General features: G+C 44.3%; 14 protein-coding genes. 7 read left to right on the top strand and 7 right to left on the bottom strand.

The features are described from left to right. Window positions 1-77 precede the first annotated feature (77 nt). Window positions 78-4,373, top strand: a complete 4,296-nt coding sequence (locus tag HPS56_RS02740) for a CARDB domain-containing protein (protein WP_172273475.1) — start codon at window positions 78-80, stop codon at window positions 4,371-4,373. A 221-nt stretch (window positions 4,374-4,594) separates the two neighbouring features. Further along, window positions 4,595-4,816, top strand: a complete 222-nt coding sequence (locus tag HPS56_RS02735; RefSeq protein ID WP_172273472.1) for a hypothetical protein — start codon at window positions 4,595-4,597, stop codon at window positions 4,814-4,816. A 540-nt stretch (window positions 4,817-5,356) separates the two neighbouring features. Here HPS56_RS02735 and HPS56_RS02730 read toward each other — a convergent pair. The 5 genes from HPS56_RS02730 to HPS56_RS02710 all read right to left on the bottom strand — a co-directional run bounded on the left by HPS56_RS02730 (window position 5,357) and on the right by HPS56_RS02710 (window position 11,714). Beyond that, window positions 5,357-7,498: a peptidylprolyl isomerase gene (locus HPS56_RS02730; protein ID WP_172273469.1), complete on the bottom strand. Its 2,142-nt coding sequence runs from the start codon at window positions 7,496-7,498 to the stop codon at window positions 5,357-5,359. 109 nt (window positions 7,499-7,607) lie between these two features. Then, window positions 7,608-8,867 carry a hemolysin family protein gene (locus HPS56_RS02725; protein WP_253952369.1) on the bottom strand — a complete coding sequence of 420 codons (1,260 nt, stop codon included), beginning with the start codon at window positions 8,865-8,867 and terminating at the stop codon, window positions 7,608-7,610. 8 nt (window positions 8,868-8,875) lie between these two features. Then, window positions 8,876-9,550, bottom strand: coding sequence for an LPS export ABC transporter periplasmic protein LptC (gene lptC, locus HPS56_RS02720; RefSeq protein WP_172274212.1), 675 nt, complete (start codon window positions 9,548-9,550; stop codon window positions 8,876-8,878). Between the two features lie 141 nt (window positions 9,551-9,691). Beyond that, window positions 9,692-10,978, bottom strand: coding sequence for a BamG family beta-barrel-assembly machinery protein (gene bamG, locus HPS56_RS02715; protein WP_172273467.1), 1,287 nt, complete (start codon window positions 10,976-10,978; stop codon window positions 9,692-9,694). Then, entirely contained in the window at window positions 10,959-11,714 is a 756-nt protein-coding gene (locus tag HPS56_RS02710) for a type III pantothenate kinase (RefSeq protein WP_172273464.1), read from the bottom strand. Before HPS56_RS02710 ends, bamG begins: the two co-directional genes overlap by 20 nt. A 316-nt stretch (window positions 11,715-12,030) precedes the next feature. Between HPS56_RS02710 and HPS56_RS02705 the strand changes: the two genes are divergently transcribed. From HPS56_RS02705 to feoB, 4 genes are all read left to right on the top strand, one after another. Then, complete coding sequence (locus tag HPS56_RS02705) at window positions 12,031-13,287, top strand: Lnb N-terminal periplasmic domain-containing protein (RefSeq protein ID WP_172273461.1); 1,257 nt, start codon at window positions 12,031-12,033, stop codon at window positions 13,285-13,287. A gap of 35 nt (window positions 13,288-13,322) precedes the next feature. Continuing rightward, complete coding sequence (locus HPS56_RS02700) at window positions 13,323-14,897, top strand: alkaline phosphatase family protein (protein ID WP_172273458.1); 1,575 nt, start codon at window positions 13,323-13,325, stop codon at window positions 14,895-14,897. Between the two features lie 104 nt (window positions 14,898-15,001). Beyond that, window positions 15,002-18,400, top strand: coding sequence for a preprotein translocase subunit SecA (secA, locus tag HPS56_RS02695; RefSeq protein WP_172273455.1), 3,399 nt, complete (start codon window positions 15,002-15,004; stop codon window positions 18,398-18,400). 328 nt (window positions 18,401-18,728) lie between these two features. Then, on the top strand, window positions 18,729-21,251 hold the full coding sequence (gene feoB, locus HPS56_RS02690) for a ferrous iron transport protein B (RefSeq protein WP_172273452.1): 2,523 nt from the start codon (window positions 18,729-18,731) through the stop codon (window positions 21,249-21,251). A 52-nt stretch (window positions 21,252-21,303) separates the two neighbouring features. Here the strand turns inward: feoB and uvrA are convergent, their stop codons facing one another. After that, window positions 21,304-24,138, bottom strand: coding sequence for an excinuclease ABC subunit UvrA (gene uvrA, locus HPS56_RS02685; RefSeq protein WP_172273449.1), 2,835 nt, complete (start codon window positions 24,136-24,138; stop codon window positions 21,304-21,306). A gap of 124 nt (window positions 24,139-24,262) precedes the next feature. Further along, the gene (locus tag HPS56_RS02680; protein ID WP_172273446.1) at window positions 24,263-24,949 is read right to left on the bottom strand and encodes a T9SS type B sorting domain-containing protein; all 687 of its coding nucleotides are present in this window, start codon (window positions 24,947-24,949) and stop codon (window positions 24,263-24,265) included. A gap of 124 nt (window positions 24,950-25,073) precedes the next feature. Between HPS56_RS02680 and HPS56_RS02675 the strand changes: the two genes are divergently transcribed. Beyond that, window positions 25,074-26,435 (top strand): PBP1 and LysM peptidoglycan-binding domain-containing protein, encoded by a 1,362-nt coding sequence (locus HPS56_RS02675; protein WP_253952368.1) that lies wholly within the window; start codon window positions 25,074-25,076, stop codon window positions 26,433-26,435. The last annotated feature ends 13 nt before the right edge of the window (window positions 26,436-26,448 follow it).

Raw genomic sequence — 26,448 nt, 5'->3', positions numbered from 1 at the left:
TGACACTTTTTACCGGAATAAAAGGGGATTTCTTCCGGTGAAGTGAGAAAACAAAATAATCCCCAAAATTGAACAGAATGAAAAGATTGTTTACTATTGCGATTATCGCGATGGCTGCATCGCTGACATTCGCACAGGCTCCTTTGGCAAAAAAGAGCACCGCCTCAAACAGACTGGAGCGGGTTGCCAATGTTGAGACCCTGACAAAGAAAGCGAAACAAGCAAAAGAAACGCAGGCCGCAATGGCGGAAAAGGCCGCGGTCGAGAAAGAAACGTCTTACTCCATGCTGCGCAAAGCTTCCGTAAACAGAGGCTTGTTCAACAGCATCAAAGAAGAAAAAAGGGGGGGGGAAACTGTCATCAAGGGGCTGCTGCCCGGAGGTTACAGATCGTTGCTTTCCAACAAACCCTACAAGTCTAACGCACGAAAGACCACCGTTCAGGAGGGCAACGTGACGGTGACAACCGACGCCAACGGTATCATAACCAATGTTACAGGCGTGGAGCCTAAGTTTTATCAGCGTGCAACAACCGGAGCTGCCTATTACCTTAAAAACCAACAAATGAACAAAACGACACAGTCAGGAGTGGTTACTATCGTTGAAGACGGCAACAATGTTTATATCAAAGACCCTGTCACCCGCTACAAAACAGGAACATGGGTAAAAGGTACAAAGAACGGCAACACCATCACCGTTCCCTGCCGCCAGCCGTTGGATTACGAAGCCGAGTACCAAGCAACAACCAGTCTCCGCTGGGGAGTTGTCACAGCAGCAGGTAAGATACAAGCGGCTGACGACAAGGCTGACGCATTCACATTCACCGTAAACGGGAATGTACTGACTCTTGAAGGCACTGCCGCATTCGACCTTATTTCTGACGCATATTATATGGGCGTGTTTTGGGACGACGACAATAGCGGCTCAGGCTATGGTGATGCGGAGACTGTCCTGACATACGATCCGGATTATGTCGCTCCTTCTACAGACCTCATAACCCTGCCTACCGGTGCGGAATACACTGGATGGTACATGAATTGTATTTCCATGTCATCAACCTCAGAAACTCCGATCAACAACCAGAAGGTGAATGTATCCATCTTCGGCAATGAAGTTTATGTTCAGGGACTTTCTGCTGATCTCCCGACTGCATGGATAAAAGGTACAATGGAGGGTTCAACCATTAAGTTCGGCAAATTCCAGTACGTAGGCAAGTATGGTGGCTACGACTGCTGGTTTGTCGGTGTCAATCCTAATGACGCTTCATTCAAGGACGCAACGGCCACATACGATGCCCAGGCCAAGACCATCACTTTTGCAGACGATGTGCTCATAAATGCCTCTGCAGACGAAATATATTATCTCAGATGGTTTGCAGATGTTGTCATAAGCGTAGAGGAACGTGTCATCACAGAGCCTACAATCACTGATCTCACGGCAACACTTCCCTACTATAACACATTCGATACAGAAGAAGAGCAGGCACAAGCAGCCATTTATGACGCCAACAACGACAAGAGCACGTTCACGTTCGAAAAGCATACTGCAACAGGCAGCATGACCGCACGCTACCGTTACAGCACCTCAAACAACGCTGACGACTATATCGTATTCCCCGGTGTGGAGTTGAAAGCCGGTAAGTCATATAAGATATCTGTCGATGCCGCTTCTTACAGTGAAACCTACATTGAACGTATGGAAGTTGTGGCAGGCAAGGAAGCAAAAGCTTCACAGCTCACTATTCCCGTAATAGCTGCTAAAGATGTGGCTACCAAGGAATTCATCACTATCAGCAACAATAAATTTACTGTAGAGGAAGACGGAACATATTATATAGCTGTTCATGCCATCTCCCAAAAAGATGTTTTCTACCTATATGTGGACAACTTCTCTATCGAGGAACTAAACCCGCAGGCTCCAGCCAACGTCGACAATCTCAATGTTGTTGCCGATGCACAGGGTGCCAACAAGGCTACTGTCACATTTACGGTTCCTACCCAGACTGTCAGCGGCACAAACATCACAGAGGAACTCAACGTTGTGGTTAAGCGCGAAGGCCAGGAAATATACTCGGAAACAAAGGCTGCCGGTGCCAGCGTTGAAATCAACGATGACAATGTACCTAAGGCTGGTTACTATACGTATTCCGTAACAACTTCTTACGGCAACAACGCAAGTGAACCTACCACAATGAAAACTTACATCGGATATGACAAACCGGACATTGTAAACAATATAACAATTGCCGATAAGAGCGGTTCCGTCGCACTTGCATGGGAAGCTCCTACCGGAGGTGCCGAGGGGTACATCGTCAATCCGGCTGACTTCAAATACAACATCTACCCTGTAGAGTTTATTGAGTTCTGGGGTATGACTATCCCAATGACAGATTATGAAAATCCTTATGCAACCGGTTTGACAGAAACTTCCGCCAACATCGCATACGACACTAATAGCGGTGAACACAGTTTCAAATACTTTGCCGTTACGGCAGAAAACACGACCGGTAAGTCTGACGATGTATACACGGCCATCGTTACAGGTGCTCCGTACCAGCTGCCATTATTCGAATCCATAGCAACCGGCAGCCTCTCTTATTGGTGGGGATTTGCAAACGACAGCCAAAATGACCAGCTTGAAGGAGGAATGTACCTTGGAGAGAATGCATCTGACGGTGACGGAAACTGCTTCCAGATGGTAGCCGAGACTAAGGGCTGGATCAACCTGCAGTCAGGTAAGATTGCTCTTGCCGGCACAGTCAATCCAACACTCACATTCGACTATTCTGCAGACATTTCCGTTCCTATGACAGTTTCTGTCATTACTCCTAAGGGCGAGAAAGAAATTGCCACTCTCACTGCAGGTACAGACTACGCCAAGGCAGTAATATCTTTGGTTGAATTTACCAATGAAGACTGGGTACGCGTGATTATCGAAGGTACTTTCTCTGCAGCAGGCAACGCATTCATTGACAACATACGTGTCTACAACATGGTTGACAATAACCTCGTAGCAGAAAGCATCACCGCAACATCAAGAGTTTCTGCCGGTGAGGATGTGAACATAACTGTCACTGTTGAAAACCAGGGTGTTAAAACTGCCGAGGCCGGTGCATACACCGTAGACCTGTATCGCAACGACACAAAGGTTCAGTCGCTTCCGGGAACAGCCCTTGCATCCAACGCCAAGACGACATTCGCATTCACAGAGACTACCAACGCAATGACTCCTTCTGAACTGATATGGAAGGCTGTTGTAGAATTTGCCGATGACAACGACCAAAGCAACAACACCACAACCACAGTCAAGACTGTCATCAAGACCAACAACTATCCTGTCGCTACAGGCCTTACCGGCAAGCAGACAGACAATGCTGTCAGTCTTACATGGAACGAACCAGACATGAGCGCCGCCACTCCTATGACAGTGACCGATGACTTCGAAAGCTATGAAGGCTTCACTACAAATGCAGGCGAATGGACATTCGTTGACGTGGACCAAAGTCCAGTAGGCGGATTCCAAAACTTGGACTTCAACATCGACGGCAAACCTTGTATACAGTCTAAACAGTCATTCTGGGTACACGACATAACCGATGCTGAAACATGGAACCAGACATATGCCTCTCACTCAGGCAACAAATATCTCGCGGCAATGTTCCGCTATGACGACGGCCAGACCGACGACTGGGCCATCTCACCGGCACTCTGCGGCAACGCACAGACAATATCATTCTATGCACGCAGTTATTCCAGCCAGTATCCTGAGAAAATAGAAATACTCTATTCTACAGGCAGTACAAACACAGCCGACTTCATCTCTGTAAAGACAGCAGAAGTTGTTCCGGCAGAATGGACTGAATATACGGCAGAATTGCCAGCAGGTGCCAAGTACTTCGCAATACGCTCATGCGCAGTATCCAGCTTCATGCTTATGATAGACGATGTGACATACGAGACATCGTCTGTACCGACCGATCTGGCTATTGTAGGCTACAACATCTACCGCGACGGTGTCAAGCTCAACGCAAATCCAGTGGAAGAGGCCAAATACAACGATACAGACGTAACGGAAGGCGAACACCAGTATGCTGTGACAGTCGTTTACGACAAGGGTGAATCAAAGATATCGGACATAATCACAGTATCCGTGGCCAACGGCATCAACGGCATTGCAGCAAATGCAGCAAATATATCTGTAAGTAAACAGACCATCACCGTTACAAATGCTGAAGGCGAAAATGTAAGCGTACACACGATGGATGGAAAGACGGTCTACAACGCTGAAGGTGCTACAGTGACAAACATCCGGGTAGAAAACGGAGTATATATCGTCAAGGTAGGCAAGAATGTTGTAAAGACAGTAGTGAAATAAGAAACGAGAAGCTATAGTTTGAACATCCAAAACCTTAAAAGGTCTGTATAAGACCAACATGAAAGCAAAGAGGATATTCAATACTTAAGCATAATTACAAAGAGAGAGGTTGTGTTAAACGTTGACACAACCTCTCTTTGTATTAATACACCGGATGACATTAAACAATACCGGGGCTCACCCGAAACAACAGAAAACCAGTGTGGATAAAGCTTACGGATATGCAATATGCATATCTTCAGCCACCTGCAAATATTGAACAATACAAAAACAAAATAAAACCATTAGATCTTCATCTACGGACAGGGAAGGAGCCCCTTCAACTCTTGGAGAAGGAGCTCTTCCAACTCCTGGAGAAAGAGCCCCTCCGACTCCTGGGGAAAGAGAAGAAACCCCTTCCACTCCCCGAAGTCTTTAATATCTTCATAATAAAAGCTATTTAATGGGGAAAGGAAGGGAATGTGAAAGCATCAGGTGGGTATGCAGGATCCTGCCCAAAGTAGGGACATGCCTTTGGCATGTGTCAAACGGTAGACGACTACAACCCAGGATTTATTATACACAAGTATGCAGAAAACAACATATATATAAGGTATATTAGAGGTTATCCATTGGAGAATGTTTTACAACTGACACGTGCCGAAGGCACGTCCCTACATGTGCGAATGAAGAAGCTCCTCCAACTCCTGGAGAAAGAGCCCCTCCAACTCCCCAAATGGGATAGAAAGGAAAGATATATGGAATATTCCGAATCTTCGATGTGGACAATATGTGCTATTATTCGTTGAAGTGGCGGTTTTCCGTTTGGAATGTGCCGAAGATGAGTCCCTGCTTAGGGCGGCCTTCAGCACATGACACACGCCCCCACATGAATAAACTCTAATATATAATTACAAACAGAAAAACTTTATCAAAAAAGAAGCAGAGCCGTAATATTTATATTTACGACTCTGCTTCTAAAACTATTTATTATTATCTTTTTATCAGAAGAACAGATAACGGTTATCAACAACGTCTGCTTTCAAATAAAGCTCCTGCATGAAACGGCTTGCAGCCTGTAAAGCCTGCTGCTGAAGCTGCCCTTCCATGGCCTTGACATCAAACTTAACACCTGAACGCTGAGCTTTCTTCACAACCTGGAACATATATGCACCACCGTTACCCTTTATTACACGATTGCAGAACTGGCCCTGCTTTGTGCCGGCAACAGCACCACTGAGAGCAGGTTCACTTGAACCTGTAGCAGAAACAAACACCGGAGCATTGAATGTTATCAGGTTCACATCCGAAACAACAGCGCCCTTGCCCTTAGCACCTGCTACATTTGATACACCGGCAAGCTTACTCTTAATCTGCTCAAACTTCTTATCTGTCATAACTTCAGCCTTAAGCAAATCTTTTACATCGTCCATATCACGATAGCCTACAGGATGAACCTTTGTAAGAGCCACAACCATAAGATGGTCATTATCACCACACTCATAAAGAGGTGAAATTTCACCGGCTTTTGAATCGAATATCCATTTCATTGCATCACGCGTACTGCGCACACCAGCCACATTATGCTCAGAGTTAAACACATCTTTTCTCTCCTGCACCTTAAAGCCGTATTTGGCCGCATTCTTCTCCAAGGCCTCAAGTGTCTGGCTCTCGCTCACATATTGACTGAACTTGTTATAAGCAGCAGAATATGTCTCTTTTGAGAAATCAATGGTATGTTTTACTATTGCCGCAACATATTTTGTAACCATAGCCTTGCGGGCTGTAACCTGAAGAATTATATTACCCTGGGCAAATGAAATATTCTTCATCTCGTTAGCACCGAGTGTGTTAAGAGCCTCAAGATATGCCTTTGTATCCGCATCAACACTTGAACTGTTTTCATACATTGCAGATGTAATCCACTGCTTTGAGCCCTCCTGACCATATTTCTTTGCGAGAGCCTCAAACTCCGCACCTGCAGAAAGTGCCGCATAGATACTGTCAGCGCGCTTATGAGCCTCATCGGCAGTAGCACCTCCAACCTGAATCATCCTATATTCCACTGAATCGGGAAGTTCTGCCTTTGAAATCAGCTTTATAACATTCATTGTATTGTCAAGACGTGTCTCAAACGGAGCTGTTGTCTCACCGACAGCCAAGGAATCTATCTTTGCCATGATATCGCGCGGAAGAGCTTTCTTTGTTACTGCGATACCAGTATATGGAACCTGAGACTGTGCTTTCTTCACAACATCAGCCGGTGTGTTGCCGGACTGAAGTGCGTCATAAGCCTCTTTCATAGTCTGCATAAGAGCCTGACGGTCGACAACAGAAGGAAGAACCTGGAAATCCACATACTTTATGTCACGTGTCTCAAAGTACTGTTTGTACTTATCTTTGTTCTCATTATACTTTGCCTTCAAATCCGCATCGGAAACAGTCACATCCTTGTCGTTGATCGAAGAATATGCCACTGATGCAAGCTGGATATTGTTCTCAACGTTATTGTCATCAAAAGCCATCTTTGCAGAAACAGGATTTGAAATCAGACACCCGGCAAGCAGTCTTTGGTATTTCTCTGTAAGAATCTGCTGACGAAGTGTTTTCTCAATAAAATTCCAATAGTTATATAAAACCTGATACTGCTCGGCCATCTGAGGATTCTGAGCCGCATTCAACTTTTTGTAGTCATCAAGGAATTTTGTGAGCATTGAAGCATCGAAACGTCCTGTCTGCTGATTTACAAACGGAGACTGCATAAGCATCGGATTTGTCCCTTCTCTCAAAACGTCCTGAAGTTCGGCATCTGTAACGGTAATACCGAGTTTCTTCGCTTCAGAATTAAGAATCTGATTGTTGACATAGGTATTCCAAACCTCGTCTTTCAGACGGTTAAGCTCATTCTCCGTAAGATTGTCACGTCCTTGAGTAATTTTAATCACTTCCTGATACTCGTCAACAAGTTTCTGAAAATCCTGTACAGAGATTTTTTTACCTAACACCTCACCGACCTGCTGACGTCTCTCGTTGCTTTGCGCATCACAAGAACGGAACAGCTCTTCGGCAATGAATGCAAAGAGACCCAAACCGATTATTACAACCAGAATAACGCCTCTTTTTCTAATTGAACCTAATACTGCCATTGCTTTTTAGTTGTTTTTATTCTTTTAATTATTTTATTTCGGATTATTTTTAGCACACAAAATTACTAATTTTATACCAAATTACAGTATGTTTGTTTAAAAAAGTGTGTTATTTGTTCACTTTTAATCTCACTAACTCTATTTTAGTCATGGAACTTTTAATAATCTTAAACTCAAACTGACCTATCTTCACGATTTCATTAAGTTTAGGAAAACTCTGATACTCATGAAGAATAAGTCCGCCCACGGTCATATAGCCGTCACTCTCGGGCAAATCAAGATCAAACATCCCGTTCACTTTTTCTATCTCCAGACGTGCCGAAAGCATATAGTCACCGTCATCTGTCTTTCTGGCAACATAATTGCTGTTGTCATGTTCGTCTTCTATATCTCCGAATATGTCCTCAACGAGGTCTTCCATCGTGACCACGCCACTGGTTCCGCCAAACTCATCGACAACGACGCTGATAGATTTCTTCTGCTGCATGAATATCTGCATAAGCTTTCTTGCAGCCATCGTTTCCGGCACGTATGACAGTGTACGTATATGCTTTTTCCATCCTGAAGCGTCACGAAACATCTCGGAAGAATGTATATAGCCTATTATATGGTCGATATCATCCCTATAGACAAGTATCTTTGAAAAGCCTGTTTCTATAAAACGGCTTTTCAAATCGTCAACCGAACATTCATCTATATCCACAGCCACGACCTCCGTACGCGGCACCATACAGTCGCGGACTTTTGTATCCGAAAAGTCAAGTGCATTGTGGAATATCTTCACTTCATCTTTTATCTCATCATCGTCCCTCGCACTGTCGATACTTGTCTGGACAAGGTGATCAAGATCAACCTTTGTAAATCCTTTGTCAGACTGTCCATCAGGTATCTTCATTCCCATCAATTGCAGAAAAACGCGCGACATGGCCGTAAACAGACGTGCCAGAGGATAAAGTGTCACATAGCACACCAATGCCGGAATAGCAAAGAAAGTAAGCAGCGTATTAGGATTGCTCTTGAATATCGTTTTTGGAAGGAACTCACCGGTAAACAACACCACTATTGTAGATAACAATGTATCTGCAACTACACGTTCACCGTCGTTGAGACTATAAAAAAGCGTGGCGTCAAATATCTGTGCAAACAATATTCCATAAATAACCAAAGCTATATTGTTTCCTACAAGCATTGTACTCACAAAGTTATTGGGATGACGGTAGAAAAAACATATCGCTTTCTGTGACAATCCGTTTTTATCACGGTCTACCTCTGCCAACAGTCTGTTACTTGACACAAACGCTATCTCCATTCCTGAAAAGAATGCCGAAAAAACCATTGTCACAAGAAGACCAATAATAAGTTGCGTCATAATACTTTTTATTTTTTATTCTTTGCAGCGTGTGCCTTAACTGCCGGGCGTACATTCGGAAGAACATCTGCCGTATCGGCCTGCAACACCTCTCCCTGCTTATGTACGTTTTCATCAGAAGAAAGTTGTTGTGAAGACACCTGGCTGCCGTCCATATCTGATTTAACAAATGAGCCTTTTGAATTTGACACCGTATAATGTGTCATACTCTCGTCACTTCTGAAATATGTTCCCTGAAGCGTACGCTCAGGAGTGACAAGACGTGAAAACTTATACGAATACAGTTCATGTTTCATACCGTCCCAGAAAAGTTCCTCGCTCTTGAATATCAACCCGTTGACGTTACGCATAGACACACGCCCACGCAACTCCCACAGTTTTTGCTGGTCGTAATACCATGCAGTATCCGCCTGAATATATGCCTTTACATGAAACTTCTCGTCAAACTGTTCAAGAAATATTCCTTTTATGAACGTCCACCTCGGAGGATTCCTGACCGTATTCACATCCCATCTCTCAGAAACGATCCTGTACTTTATCACACCGGAATCGGAAATCAGTGTGTTCACACCATAGCTGATCATCATTGACACCGAGTCACGTTCACGTATTGCCGGAGCAATATGCTCCCTACCCTCCTCACACGAACATAACCCACCTGAGAAAATGGCGACAAACATCATAAGGACAAGAAAACCTCTTGTCCTTATGGCATATTTTATCTTATAATAAACAAGCCAGACAAAGAAAACAAGCAAAAGCATTGCTATTATATATAATGTTATAATATATAATGTGTCCAAATATATGCTATTCCTTTTATTTTAATCCACTTTCCACTTCACGAACCAACGCTCGTTAAAGGTAAGGCCTATATTTATTCTGAATGTGTTTTCGGTAATAAGCTTCTTTGCTGAAGAATGAACCCACTGTGCCGAAACATTCAATATCGAACGGCGTTGGCGTGCATTGATAATCGGAATACCGAAACCGGCACTCACACTTATTTCCTTAGGTCCGTCCATAGAATTCACCTTATAATAAGGTGTGGCGTAAGACACACCGGCCCTGTAATGCATGCGTCCGAAAAAATTCCGCCCCTCACTGTCCGGAATCCATTCGCCTCCAAAGGTTACTTTGTGACGGTCACAAAGCAAACCACTCTTCATCTCATAGTTCCCCGTAGCATTGTTCATTTCCGGATAGTCAAGTTTTCCCCAGGTCTGCAACGAATAATCCAAGCCGACCATATATTTGTTTCCATGCCTGAATGCAGCACCAGCTCCGAAACTATGCGGAATGCTCAGTCCGTCATCCACACTTGAGGTATTTTCCGTAGACACGCCTGTCATCGAGTTTCTATTACTCGTCGTCACTTGCGGATTTGCCCCCAAGCTATGCCCGAGACCGTATATAGCTCCCAAGGTGAGCATGTCTTTTTCAGAAAGAGGCTGCTCCCATTGAACTCCGAAATCAAGCTTGTAACTGTTCACCGTGGCAGAATAAGTCTTCTGCACCGTTGACGCATAAGACTCACTGCTCGAATTCTGTATTGTCTTCTCGTAGCATCCCCAAAGATAAGAAGCATTGAATCCTAATGACAGCCTGTCACCGAACTTATATCCCAATCCTATAAAAGCCTGATGCAGGCCACCATTTCCGCTGAAAGCCTCCGTAGATACAAGAGAAGAATTCTCGACTCTTTTACTAACAGAATAATTATATCCTATATTTGTAAAAGGAATGACACCAAGACCGATACCAAAATTCTTTTTCAACCGGAATGAAGCTGTCATATATTCGAAATCCGCATTATTGGCATTGATTTTCATTCCATTTTCCTTGAAGTTGGTAATCTGACCTGACAAACCGGCATCAATAAGCATTGTCATAGAATCTACTGACGAATAAGAAGCCGGATTTAAAACATTTACGTTATTGCCTGAACGCAAGCCTATTCCAAGACCATTCATTCCACGGTTGAATCCTTGAGACTGGTCGCTTAAAACGCCAAGGCCGTATTGGCTATATGGAGAATTTGTACCGCTTTGGGCGTTGGCTGCCAAAACACACACACTGCAAAAAATACTGCTAAATATTATTTTTTTCATTCGATATTAATGCTTCATTATGAAGAAGTATACGGTTCAGTCCCTCAGGAACTATGAATTTATCTGCAAAGATGCACTTTTTTTCCGAAATGTGCAAGTCAAGCTGAACACCACCCGTTAAATAAATAAAAAGACCTGGATATTTTAATAAAAAATCACGAATATATCCCTCTATCTCATATTCTATTCCTCGGAGAACCCCACTCCTTATGGCCGTATCAGTTGAATACCCTGTTTCAGGCAGATCTCCACGACGGTCTACAAGCGGTAAAGCCGCTGTCATCTCATGAAGGGCCCTGAAACGTATCTTTGGTCCCGGTGAGATGTTTCCGCCAAGATATTCACCACGTTCATTGACAAAATCATAAGTGATACACGTCCCGACATCTATCACGAGTACAGGGCTACCCTCATGTTTCATATATGCTCCGACAGCCGCAGCAATACGATCAGAACCAAGCGTAAGAGGAGTGGAATACATGTTGACAATGGGAAGAGGTGTCACACCTGAACGAAAACGCATAACATTAAAAGGAAGAGCCGATATGGCCTTATCCATTTCATGCGAAACAGGAATAACCGAGGACATTATCCCGCTCTCAAACGGATACAAAGAACAGAAATCTTTCAGTCTCAGAATATCATCCGTGTCTGTCCGGCATTCGCATAACGCTTCCAAACCATTGAAAGCCACTAATTTGGTACAGGTATTACCTATGTCTATGGTAAGTTTCATCAGACTCTTTATAGTTATCAGCGTGCAAAATTATTGATTTTTTCCGAGAATAAACCATACTAATCAATTTTTATTGACCATAGACAGTTTTTTACATTGTTAAGACAAAGCCTTTAATCAGTTCTGGACAAAAGAACATATCTCCATAAATATCCATCACCGCAAAGTATGGAATTCCGATATTATCACGGATATACGGACAATCACCTGTACTCTTATCCGAACTGTAACAAACAGAAATATATAAGTATAACCCGAATATGTGTTTTTATTATTAGTTTTTGGAAATTCCAATTTAATAATGTATCTTTGCAACGTGAAAAAGATACACAACATAATAATCAACAATATAGCGACTATCCTGATACTGTTATGTATCAGTATGACAAGTGCCACGGCACAACCTATAAAAGAAAATACGGAACAAGAAGTGGAATCATCGGATTCCGCCGCCATAGCCGACTCCGTTGAGGTAAGCCTGCTGACTTGCTCTCCGCATGAAAGAATATACAGTCTGTACGGACATACGGCCCTACGATATCACGATTTACGTACAGGCGAAGACTGGGCTTTTAATTACGGTATATTCAACTTTAAGAAACCTTTCTTCATCCTCCGCTTCACTTTCGGAATAACAGATTACGAACTTGGCGTCATTCCTTTTGATTTATTCAAAGCCGAATACAAAAAATTCGGAAGCAGGGTTGTAGAACAAGTGATTGACCTTACTCCTGACGAGAAAAAGAAAATTTGGCACAATTTGGTTGTCAACCTTCAACCGGAAAATAAAGTATACCGCTACAATTTCTTTTATGACAATTGTACCACAAGGGCACGCGACATGATTGCCGGAAGTATCGACGGAAGAATAGAGTATTTTGAAGACAGGCCATTGAAAGGCTCTTTTCGCAAACTTATATATAAATATACTTCCGATCATCCTTGGGCTACATTTGGAAACGACTTGTGCCTTGGAGTAAAAGCCGATAAAAATACAAGTTTCTACGACCAACAATTTCTTCCCGAAAATCTGAGATTTGATTTCGGCAATGCCATGATTTATACAAAGGACAGCCATCGCCCTTTGGTAAAGGAAACACGCATCATTGTTGATCCGGGAGCACAGATTATAGAAAAAGGCTTTCCGCTAACACCAGTCTGGTGTGCATCGATATTGCTGGCACTCACCATTATCGTATGTATTATAGAGTACAAAAAAAACAAGACGTTCCATATATACGACATATTGCTTATGCTCATACAAGGAACGGCCGGAATAGTAATTCTTGCCTTGTTCTTCTCTGAACACCCGACGACAAGCACAAACCTGCAAATACTTTTGCTCAATCCTCTGCCACTGATATTCATACCAAGCATGATCAAGTTTTGCCGTCTTTCTAAAAACCTCAGATATTACAGTAAAACGATGACGGCATATTGGAAAACATCTTCAATAATGATTATAGTATTCATTATTGGGGGATTTTTTCAGGACTATGCCGAAGGTATTGAATTTGTGGCACTATCTTTGCTTTTAAGAAACATGGTTAATTTAAAACAGTGTTTGAGATAAGACAGGAACATAAAATCTAAGGAATAGACAGACAAATGAAATATAAGCACATACCCATATCATTTCTGGCAGTTCTCGTTGCCGCCATCAATGCCCAGGCTCAGACTATAAGCCAAGCACCGAAGATGGTGGTCAGCATCAATATTGACCAGTTGCGCTCAGATTATCTTGACGCCTTTGCACCGCTTTACGGCAACGAAGGATTCAAGAAACTGTTGGAACAGGGTATCGTATATACAAATGCCTCCTACCCTTTCGCACCTATCGACCGCGCCTCAGCCACTGCATCAATGGCAACAGGCACTACACCTTATTATAATGGCATCGTAGGGAGACAATGGCTGAATAAAGAAACATTGCGTCCCGAATTTTGCACAGATGACAATACATATAAAGGTGTATATACAAAAGACTGCTCATCACCCAAAAGGCTATATACATCTACTCTTGCCGATGAGCTGAAGGTGGCCACAGCAGGAAAGGCTGTAGTATTCTCCGTTGCACCATTCAGAGACGCAGCCGTATTCAGCGCAGGACACGCTGCCAACGGTGCAATATGGATAGACGACAACAGCGGATATTGGTGTACATCGGAATACTATGGTAATAAAGTGTCGTCATGGATTTCTTCTTACAACTCTGTATCATCGCCACGGTCAAGAATAGACAACAGGACATGGGAACCTGAAAACAGACTGTCAGGAAACTTCAGCTATTTCCTCAGCGGAGGCATGCAGAAACCGTTCAGCCACAAGTTTACAAGCCCACGGAAATACCGCGAGTTTAAAACCAGCGGATTAGTGAACGAGGATGTAACGTCCACAGCCCTGCAATGCATGAGAAGCAATGCAATGGGAAGCGATGCCATCACCGACCTGCTCTACATTACCTACTATGCCGGTAATTTCGACCATAAGCCTACCAATGAGTGTCAAATGGAGCTTCAAGACACATACGTGAAACTTGACAAGGAAATTGCACGGCTGCTTAAAGAAATAGACAAATCAATAGGCCTTGACAATGTCATGGTGGTCATGGCCAGTTCAGGATATGCCGATGAAGATGACGCAGACTATGGTAAATACAACGTTCCGACAGGGACATTCAACATAAGCCGTACAGCAAACTTGCTGAACATCTATCTCGGGGCTGTATACGGAATGGGGCAATATGTGGACACATGCTTCGGACCGCAGATATTTATCAATCACAAATTACTGGAAGACAAACAAATAAGTCTTACCCAGCTAACAGAAAGAGCACAGGAATTTCTGTCAATGCTATCAGGGGTACGAAACGTTTACACGTCACAACAACTTCTTTCCAGTCATAATGAACTTATCACAAAAACACGCAACGGATTCAATCCGCAACGTAACGGTGACATTATTATAGAAATAAACCCTGGATGGCATCTCGTGAATGACAACAATATGGAAAACAAGTTGTCAAGAGAATCTTTCATCCAGTTTCCAATAATATTCTTCAAAACCGGACTTAAACCGGAGCACATAAGCACACCTGTTACAGTAGACAGGATTGCACCTACTGTAGCAAAGGCCATCAGAATAAGGGCTCCGAACGCATGTTCGTCACAGCCTTTATTTTAAAAGACTGTCCCAGTAGAACATCAATATCATGGGCTTTACAACCTATTAAAAGCAAGATGGAGCCCCCTATAACAAAAAAGTAAAAATAAAAAAACAATATAATAATGAATTTCAGCAATATTCTAAAGTCGCTTTTCGGCGACAAGTCATCAAGGGATATGAAAATGGTACGCCCATTGCTTGAAAGCGTAAAGGTAGCCTATCCCTCCATAGAAAAACTGGACAACGACGGTTTGCGTGCGAAAACACAGGAGATAAAAGAAAAAATACAAAGTTCGGCAAGCAAACAGAAAGAAAAAATAGCCGAGCTTAAAGCTACTATTGAGAATACCCCTATCGACGAGCGCGAAGACATCTTCAATCAGATAGACAAGTTGGAAAAAGAGGTGCTTGACATCTATGAGGAACAGCTCAATAAATTCATGCCGGAAGTTTTCTCTATCGTAAAGGAAACGGCAAAACGGTTTGCCACAAACGAGGAAACAATTGTGACTGCAAACGATTTCGACCGTAACCTGGCAGCAAATCCTCAAAACGACTTCATTACCATTGATGGTGACAAGGCCATTTACCATAACCATTGGACAGCCGGAGGCAATGACCTGCAATGGCAGATGGTACACTATGATGTACAGATTATTGGTGGTACCATACTGCATCAGGGTAAGATTGCCGAGATGGCCACCGGTGAAGGTAAGACACTCGTCGCCACACTGCCGGTATTCCTTAATGCACTCACAGGAAACGGTGTGCATGTGGTAACAGTCAATGACTATCTTGCAAAACGTGACTCCGAATGGATGGGGCCGTTGTATGAATTCCACGGACTTTCCGTTGACTGCATAGACAAGCACCAGCCAAACTCCGATGCACGCCGCAGGGCATATCAGGCAGATATCACTTTCGGTACAAACAACGAGTTCGGCTTCGACTACCTGCGTGACAACATGGCTGTATCTCCGGCCGACCTTGTACAGCGCGCGCACAACTATGCCATTGTCGACGAGGTTGACTCGGTGCTTATTGATGATGCACGTACACCTCTTATTATCTCAGGTCCTGTACCCAAGGGCGATGTGCAGATGTTTGAAGAGTACCAGCCATTGGTAGAAAAGCTTGTAGACGTTCAGCGCAAACTTGCCACACAATATCTTGCAGAAGCAAAACAAAAGATTTCTGAAGGACGGGCCAAAAATGACAAGACTCTACTTGATGAAGGTTTCCTGTCGCTATACCGCTCACACAAGGCTTTACCGAAAAACAAGCCTCTGATAAAATATCTTTCCGAAGAAGGTATAAAGGCGGGAATGCTTAAGACCGAGGAAATATACATGGAAAACAACAACAGGCGCATGCCTGAGGCTGTTAAGCCTTTATACTTCGTTGTTGAGGAAAAACTGAATTCATGCGATCTTACCGATAAGGGAACAGAATGGCTCGCCAATCAGGTAAATGATAATGCACTGTTCATATTGCCGGACATAGCATTCGAACTTTCCGCACTCGAGAATGAAAAGGACCTGTCCGACCAGGACAAGCTTGACAAGAAAGACGAACTGTTGAGCCACTATGCCGTACAAAGCGAGCGCGTACACACGTTGCAGCAACTCCTGAAAGCATACACCATGTTCAATAAAGATGATGAATATGTGGTCATAGACGGTGAGGTGAAAATCGTTGACGAACAGACCGGACGTATAATGGAAGGCCGCCGCTGGAGCGACGGACTGCACCAGGCTGTAGAGGCCAAAGAGCATGTGAAGGTAGAAGCCGCAACCCAGACATTTGCCACAATCACACTCCAAAACTATTTCCGTATGTATCATAAGCTGGCAGGTATGACCGGTACGGCAATTACCGAAGCAGGAGAATTTTGGGACATCTACAAGCTTGACGTTGTTGAAATACCAACCAACCGCCCTATACAACGCAAGGATATGGAAGACCGTGTATACAAGACCGCACGTGAGAAGTATAACGCGGTTATCGAGGAAATAGAAAAAATGCGCAACAGCGGACGTCCTACCCTCGTCGGCACCACATCCGTTGAGATATCCGAACTTATTTCAAGAATGCTCACCTTGCGCCATATCCCGCATCAGGTGCTCAATGCCAAACTTCACCAGAAAGAGGCAGATATCGTGGCACAGGCAGGACGAAGCACAATGGGCAGAATTATTGTCACAGACGAGAACGGCAACAAGAAAGAGGAAGAGCGTCTGCTCGGAGCCGTGACCATAGCAACCAACATGGCCGGACGCGGTACCGACATAAAGCTTACTGATGAGGTGAAAGCGGCAGGAGGACTTGCCATCATAGGCACAGAGCGTCACGAAAGCCGTCGTGTAGACCGCCAGTTGCGCGGACGTGCCGGACGTCAGGGCGACCCCGGCTCATCGGTATTCTACGTATCATTGGAAGACAAGCTCATGCGTCTGTTCGCCAGTGAGCGTATTGCAGCCGTTATGGATAAATTAGGATTCAAGGACGGTGAGATGATTGAAAGCTCCATGATTACAAAGAGCATAGAACGCGCCCAGAAAAAGGTGGAGGAAAACAACTTCGGAATACGTAAACGTCTGTTGGAATATGATGACGTAATGAACAAACAGCGCACAGTCGTCTACAGCAAACGCCGTCATGCACTCATGGGCGAACGTATAGGCATGGATATATCAAACACCATCTGGGACCGCATCGTAAACATTATAGAGAACAACGACTACGAAGGATGCAAAGAGGAATTCCTTCACATTCTATCAATGGAAGTCCCGTTTACGGAGGAACAGTTTGCACAGACCGGCCGTGAAGATCTTGCAGAAGGGGCTTTCCAGTCTGCAATGGCAGCATTCAAGAGAAAAACAGAAAGAATACAAAGCGTGGCATGGCCTATCATACAGCAGGTTTATGAGAATCAGGGTGCGATGTACGAACGCATAATGGTGCCTATCACAGACGGCCGGCGCATGTACAACATCCCATGCAACCTTAAGGAAGCCTATGACACGGAATGCAAGAGCATTGTCAAGGAATTTGAGAAAGTGATAATGCTCCACATCATAGACGACAGCTGGAAGGAAAACCTGCGCGAACTTGACGAACTTAAGCACAGTGTCCAAAATGCTTCATACGAACAGAAAGACCCGTTGCTCATATTCAAACTCGAAAGTGTGAAACTGTTCGACTCAATGGTGAACAACATGAACAACCGCATAACAGGCATACTTATGCGCAGCGCTATCCCTGAAATGCAGCAGGAACACGTTGAAGAAGCAGTCCAAGAGCAAGAAACTCCTAAACAGCAGTATGTTGAAACCAAACGGAACCTCGAAGAGGAACGCCTCGTGGATCCAAACCAGGCAGCTGCGGCAGCACACGACACACGCGCACAGCACCAACGGCAACAGCCTGTGGTAAAAGACAAGATGCCGGGACGTAACGATCCATGTCCATGCGGAAGCGGCAAGAAGTTCAAGAACTGCCACGGACGCGGCCTTGTATAGTTCATATAAACAGTAGAATACTGTTACTCCAAAAGATATTACAACTCTCATGTTGGGTAATAAAAAAAGGATGGGGCATATATTTTGCCCCATCCTTTTTCATTACCCAAAACAGGTATTGTACACAATATATCATAACAGGCATACCAAAATATAGGTATTTTCATACCAACCATATACACACTTCAATAATTATCCGTACCTTTGCAATATGACAAACTGAATCTCAGTCATTTAAACAGAAAAAACGACACGTCAGGTTTACACTGTCTTTATATGTAAGAAGATTAACTACACTTTGAGCGTATCGCACATACAAAACAAGAATATGAAACTATCAGAACTGAAAACAGGTGAAAGAGGCGTAATAGTGAAAGTACTCGGACATGGAGGATTCCGTAAACGCATCGTTGAGATGGGATTCATAAAAGGAAAGATTGTAGAAGTACTGCTTAATGCTCCCCTGCAAGATCCTGTAAAATATAAACTCATGGGCTATGAGGTGTCATTACGCCACAATGAGGCGGAAATGATTGAGATTATATCAGTTGAAGAAGCACTAAAGACAGACAGTGCGTCAAAAACAGACAATCATATACTTTCAAGCACAGCAGATGAAGATGACACTCCTGGCACAGTAAAACAACTGCGGGAAGCTGCCATGAAAAAGCGTCGCAGGATAAACGTTGCCCTTGTAGGAAACCCAAACTGCGGGAAGACATCGCTGTTCAACTTTGCATCCGGCTCGCATGAACGTGTCGGCAATTATTCGGGAGTGACAGTCGATGCGAAAGAGGGATATGCCGAATTTGAGGGATATGAGTTCAATCTCATAGACTTGCCCGGCACATACTCACTATCGGCATACAGTCCGGAAGAACTGTACGTAAGAAAGCAGATTATAGACAAGACTCCGGATGTAATTATCAATGTTATCGACTCTTCCAACATCGAACGCAATCTGTATCTGACGACACAGCTTGTAGACATGAACCTGCGCATGGTATGCGCACTGAACATGTACGATGAATTTGAAGCACGTGGCGACAAACTCAATAAAGAAGTGCTCGGACGATTGTTCGGTGTGCCGATGATACCCACGTCCTTCAAGACCGGACGCGGTGTCGATCTCCTGTTCCATATTATCATCAACTTATATGAGGGTGTCGACTTCCTCGACAAAGACGGAAACATAACCCCTGAGGTTGCCGACGACATACAGAACTGGCACAAGAACTATGAAAACAAACACGATCACAACCACGCCGAGGATTTCGCACACGGAACAAAACCGAATACCGTATTCAGACACATCCATCTGAACCATGGACGCATAATTGAAGACGCCATCGACACCATAAAGGAGGAGCTGCAAAAAGACGAGCAGATAAGACACAAGTATTCACTCAGATATCTTTCCATAAAAATGCTTGAACATGACAGCCAGACCGAGGAAGTTATCAGTATGCTTCCGAATGCGGAAAAAATAAAACAGGTCCGTGACAGTCAGGCACATATCATCAGCCGGGAGATGAACGAAGACAGTGAGACTGCCATCATGAATGCCAAATACGGTTTTATTTACGGAGCATTGAAGGAAGCCGGATATGAGGAAGGCAAAAAAAACGACATATACCAGACAACACACATACTGGATAAGATAATGACCAACAAATATTTCGGCTTTCCTCTGTTCCTGTTTGTCATCTATGTGATGTTCTACACCACATTCTCACTCGGACAATATCCCATGGACTGGATTGAGAGCGTAATAAATGCCTTGGGCAATCTTATCAATGACAATATGGCAGAAGGACCGCTCAAGGACATGATTATAGACGGCATAATCGGGGGAGTAGGCTCGGTTATTGTCTTCCTCCCGCAAATACTCATACTCTACGCTTTCATATCCTTTATGGAAGATTCGGGATACATGGCCCGCTCGGCATTCATTATGGACAAGCTCATGCATAAGATGGGCCTGCACGGCAAATCATTCATCCCTCTGATTATGGGATTCGGATGTAATGTGCCGGCCATAATGGCAACACGCACAATAGAAAGCAGGCGGTCGCGCCTCATAACAATGCTGATACTTCCAATGATGAGCTGCTCGGCACGTCTTCCGATCTACATAATGATTACGGGAACCTTCTTTGCCACCCGGTATCAGGCTCCTGTGATGATATCGCTATATGTCACAGGCATCATCATGGCGGTCATAATGAGCAGGATACTTAGCAGATGGATTATAAAAGGTGACGACACACCTTTCGTCATGGAACTGCCCCCCTACCGCTTCCCGACAGCAAAGGCCATAGGACGCCATACATGGGAAAAGGGTAAGCAATACTTGAAAAAAATGGGAGGGATAATCCTTGTGGCAAGCATCATCGTATGGGCTCTCGGATATTTCCCGCACAATTCCGCACTAACAGAACAACAGCAGCAGGAGCAAAGCTACATAGGACGCATAGGCAAATTCATCGAACCGGCTTTCAGGCCACAAGGATTTGACTGGAAACTCGATGTCGGTCTCATCAGCGGTGTCGGAGCAAAGGAAATAGTGGCCTCAACACTCGGTGTACTCTACAGCGGTGACGGCAACATGGAGGATTCCTCAAAATATACAAGCTTATATGAAAAAATGACGGATGACGGCATCACTCCGCTTACGGCATACTCGTTCCTTGTCTTCGTTCTGCTTTATTTTCCATGCCTGGCCACTATTGCAGCCATAAAGAATGAAAGCGGTTCATGGAGGTGGGCTGGATTTGCCGCCATATATACCACAGCACTCGCATGGATAGTGTCTGCTGCCGTATATCAGATTGGCAGCCTTGCGGTATGATATAACCGTAAATACCGCAAGGCTGCCCCAAGACGCATAAGCCGATACTGGCTTATGCGTCTTCCTTAAGCTCTTTCATAAGAAACGCTGGAGTGTATCCTTTTGTGCTGCATGCCACCTCTTCAGGCGTCCCGGACGAAAGGATCATGCCTCCGCCACGACCACCCTCCGGCCCCATATCTATAATATGGTCGGCAAGCTTTATCACATCAAGATTATGCTCTATAATTATTACCGTATTACCTCGGTCTACAAGCTTTTGAAGAACATCCATAAGTATGCGTATGTCTTCAAAATGTAGTCCTGTCGTAGGTTCGTCAAGAATATACAGGGTTTTACCGGTGTCTTTCTTGCTCAACTCAGTGGCCAGTTTCACACGCTGGCTCTCACCACCGGAAAGTGTTGTTGAAGGCTGGCCAAGCTTTATATATCCCAACCCCACGTCCTGTATCGTCTTTATCTTGCGCAGTATATCAGGCACGTTACTGAAAAATTCCACAGCCTGATTGATTGTCATGTCAAGCACATCGGCAATGCTCTTTCCTTTATACCGCACTTCAAGTGTCTCGCGGTTATAACGCTTGCCATGACAGACCTCACACGGCACCATGACATCAGGAAGAAAATTCATCTCTATAGTCCTGTAGCCGTTACCTCCACATGCCTCACATCGTCCACCCTTCACATTGAAAGAGAAACGCCCTGGCTTATATCCTCGTATCTTCGCCTCAGGCAGACTGACATACAAGGAACGTATATCACTGAAGACTCCGGTGTATGTGGCAGGATTGGAACGCGGAGTACGCCCGAGCGGACTCTGGTCTACATTTATTACCTTGTCTATATACTCAATACCTTCCACAGAACCATACGGCATCGGTTCTTTCAGGGAACGATAGAAATGCCTGCTCAATATCGGCTGCAATGTCTCATTTATAAGTGTTGACTTCCCCGAACCGCTTACACCGGTGACAACGATAAGCTTCCCCAAAGGAAATTCCACATCAACATCCTTCAGATTATTGCCTACCGCTCCGCGCAGCCACAGACTGCGGCCATTGCCGTCACGGCGTTTTTTCGGTATTTCTATTCTCATGGCTCCGCTGAGATACCTTGCCGTGACGGTGTCACGTTTCATCATCTCGGCAGGAGTTCCTTCAAACACCACCTCACCGCCTTTACGTCCGGCCATAGGCCCTATGTCCACTATATAGTCCGCGCTAAGCATCATATCCTTGTCATGCTCGACAACAATCACAGTATTTCCTATATCACGCAATTCCTTCAGAGAATTTATAAGCTTGTCATTATCACGCTGATGAAGTCCGATGCTCGGCTCGTCAAGAATATAAAGCACATTAACAAGCTGCGAGCCTATCTGCGTGGCAAGACGTATACGCTGTCCCTCGCCTCCGGAAAGACTTGCCGACTGACGGTTTAGCGAAAGATAGTCAAGCCCCACATCAAGCAGAAAATTTATCCTTGTACGTATCTCCTTTACTATTTCTTCGGCAATATGCCTCTGCCTCTCATCAATATGCTCACCTACTTCGGCAAACCATTCGGATAACTCGGAAATGTCCATTTCCGCCAGTTCGGCTATATTCTTGTCCCATATCTTATATGAGAGCGCTTCTTTATTGAGCCGCTGCCCGTGACAATCCGGACAACACCGCATCGCAAGAAACTGGTCGGCCCATTTCTGACCGCTCGCGGAATCATCATTCTCTATCACACTCTGAAGATATTTTATCACTCCGTCGAATGCAACGAAATAATCACTCGACGTATGAACCAGGTCTTTGCTTATCCTCACATTCTCTAAAGAACCGTTCAATATCTCGCTTAAAGCCTCATCGGGGATATCGCAAACCCTTGTCTTCAGGTCGCACTCATATTTTACGAGTATTGCCTCTATCTGCCAGAATATCATCTGATTCTTATACTTTCCCAACGGAACTATTGCACCGTCACGTATGCTACACGTCCTGTCCGGAATTACCTTGTCAAGGTCTATCTCATTGACAACACCCAGCCCCTTGCATCTTTGACATGCCCCCTGCGGTGAGTTAAACGAAAAATTGTTCGGAGCCGGATCGCTGTATGATATTCCCGTAGTAGGACACATCAGCCTGCGAGAATAGTATTTCACATTATCCGTATCCTTATCTAAAACCATTATAAGCCCGTCTCCCTGCTTCATTGCCACAGCAAGACTTTTTCTCAGACGCTCCTCGTCTTTATCACGCACCTGCAACTTGTCTACAACCACTTCTATATCATGATTCCTATAACGGTCAACTTTCATTCCGCGTGTGACTTCCTTCACCTCTCCGTCCACACGCATATACAGATATCCTTTGCGGCGCATGCTCTCGAACAACTCCCGGTAATGCCCTTTGCGGCTTCTGACAACAGGTGCCAGGATAAAAATCTTCTTTCCGGCATAATCGGTCCTTATCATCTCGAGAACCTTCTCTTCCGTGTATTTCACCATTTTCTCACCTGTGGCATAACTGTAAGCCGTTCCTGCACGTGCATACAGCAGACGGAGGAAATCGTATATCTCTGTAGTTGTGCCTACAGTAGAGCGCGGATTCTTATTGGTTGTTTTCTGCTCTATACTGATAACGGGACTCAAGCCTGTTATCTTATCGACATCAGGACGTTCCATTCCTCCAAGAAAATTTCTGGCATACGCAGAAAACGTCTCAATATATCTGCGCTGCCCCTCTGCAAAAATAGTATCGAAAGCCAAGGAAGACTTTCCTGAACCGGAAAGTCCCGTGATAACGGTAAGACTGTTGCGTGGTATCTCAACATCTATATTCTTAAGATTATGAACCCTCGCACCCCATACATTTATCTTGTCATCTTCTTTTGACATAATAAACCTCTATTCAGAAAAAATAAGAATTGAAATTCCTGTTATTGTCGGATTTCCCGCCATGGCAATGCTCAGGCAGGCCCGCACTGCTCATTCGGCCAACACACATAATCACTTTCTTCCGTCAATGTTCTCCTCCTGCGAATCCTTCGGTATAGTCTCTAAGAACATTCACATCTCTTTTTATGTTATACTTCCTGCCATCGGCTCCTCTTGCCTTCACAAGCACGAAATACACCCCTGCCTTCACCGGCTTTCCGTTATGCGTACCGTCCCATCCGCCGTCTATATCCGTCCACTCAAAAAGCTTCTGTCCCCAGCGGTTGAATATATAGGCATGAAACTCTATTATACTCTTGTGATTTCTTTTTGCCCTGTATATATCGTTCACCCCATCTCCATTGGGAGAAAAGGCATTAGGCATCTCAAGAAAGCTTGTGCTTATGGTAACACGTATCGATGATATAAGTTCCGGCTCTGTGTCCGCTCCAAAAGAGACATACAAAGATACAGTGGTCGAACCGGCCTCAAGAAACTCAAACGTGGTATTCTCCGAATATCGTGTCAGATAAGCTTCGGTAGAACCTTCTTTGACAAACCGCCATTCATAAACAGGAAGGACGGAGTCGTCCAGACCGGAAGGGTTTGCCCTAAATTCAACCGTCAGCGGAGCCTCACCGTCGTTTATGGCATCAGTAGTGGAAAGACTTTCCCCGTCTACAGTATAATATGCCGTGGGATTAAAATCCGCCCACGCAGGTTTGGAAAACAATGTTGCAAGCAACAACAATAATAAGTGTATTATTCTCATTCAGTAAAAAAATATATTGTGCAAAATTACTCAATTAAGTTGATTAATCCACGCTTTTTACGTAATTTTGTAGGCGGTAAAATTAATTAATGAAAATATGAGACAACAAATAAGATGCTTTCTGATGTTTATACTTATAGCTTTTGCTGCACAGGAAGCCGTATCTCAGACCACCAAATGGAGAGAGATACATAAGGTTAAACGCAAAGAGACAATTTTCGGTATAGCCAAGGATTTTAACCTTACTGTTGAAGAGCTCTTGGACGCTAATCCGGAAATGAAACAACCGGGATATGAGTTGAAAAAAGGAGAGTATATATTCATTCCTTTCTCCACACGCAGGCAACCGTCAACCATACCTGCTGAAAAAACAAATAAGGAAACAACCGCCACAAAAACCACACAAACAAGAAGAATAGACCTGCGCGACCGTGAGATACGGGTTGGAGTAATGTTGCCGCTACACAACATCAACGGTGACGGAAAACGCATGGTCGAATACTATCGTGGTGTACTGATGGCATGCGACAGCCTGCGCAAAGAAGGCATTTCCATTGACATACATGCCTGGAACGTACCCGAAGACGAAGATATAAACAGAACGCTCAATGACAGAAACGCGGCAAAATGCGACCTGATAATCGGACCGCTTTATTCAATACAGGTAAAGGCTTTGGCGGATTTCGCTGCAAAACACGACATAAAGGTCCTGATTCCATTCAGCATCAATGCACCGGAACTGTACACAAACAGCAATATCTTCCAAGTCTATCAGAACAGCAAGGATTACAACGAGTCTGTAATAAGAAACTTCACCGAACGCTTTGCCGGATACAATACCGTCATAATAGACTGCAACGACAGCACGAGCAGGAAAGGAGAATTTACGGCACCGCTGAGAAAAAGACTCGAATCACTTGGAAGGACCTATAACATAACAAATCTGAAATCAAGCGAAGGCATGTTTGCAAAGGCATTCAGCACATCAAAGCCAAATGTCGTAGTACTTAATACCGGCCGCTCACCGGAACTGAATGTGGCTTTTGCAAAGATAAACAACCTCACTGCGAACCACCCCAAACTAAACGTTACAATGTTCGGGTATACGGAATGGATGATGTATACGAAATATCAGCTTGACAACTTTTACAAATACAACACACACATACCAGGAACATTCTATATGAATCCACTGTCGTCACAGACAGAACGCATACAGCTTAAATACCGTTGGAACTTCCATGCGGACATGATGCAGGCACTGCCAAGGTTCGCCATCACAGGCTTCGACCATGCCTACTATTTTATAAAAGGAATGAAAATGTATGGCAACAGTTTTACCGGTGCCCATGGAACAGTCGGATATACCCCGATACAGACACCGCTGCATTTTGAGCGCGCGACCGGCAACGGAGGCTTCAGAAATACAAGCATGCTTTTTGTACGCTACACTCCCGAACACAGAATAGAAACAATTTACTATTAATCCTACAAACGCC

It is taken from the genome of Xylanibacter muris (assembly GCF_013166605.1).
Lineage (GTDB): Bacteria > Bacteroidota > Bacteroidia > Bacteroidales > Bacteroidaceae > Prevotella > Prevotella muris.
This window is presented reverse-complemented; position numbering and strand designations above follow the sequence as displayed.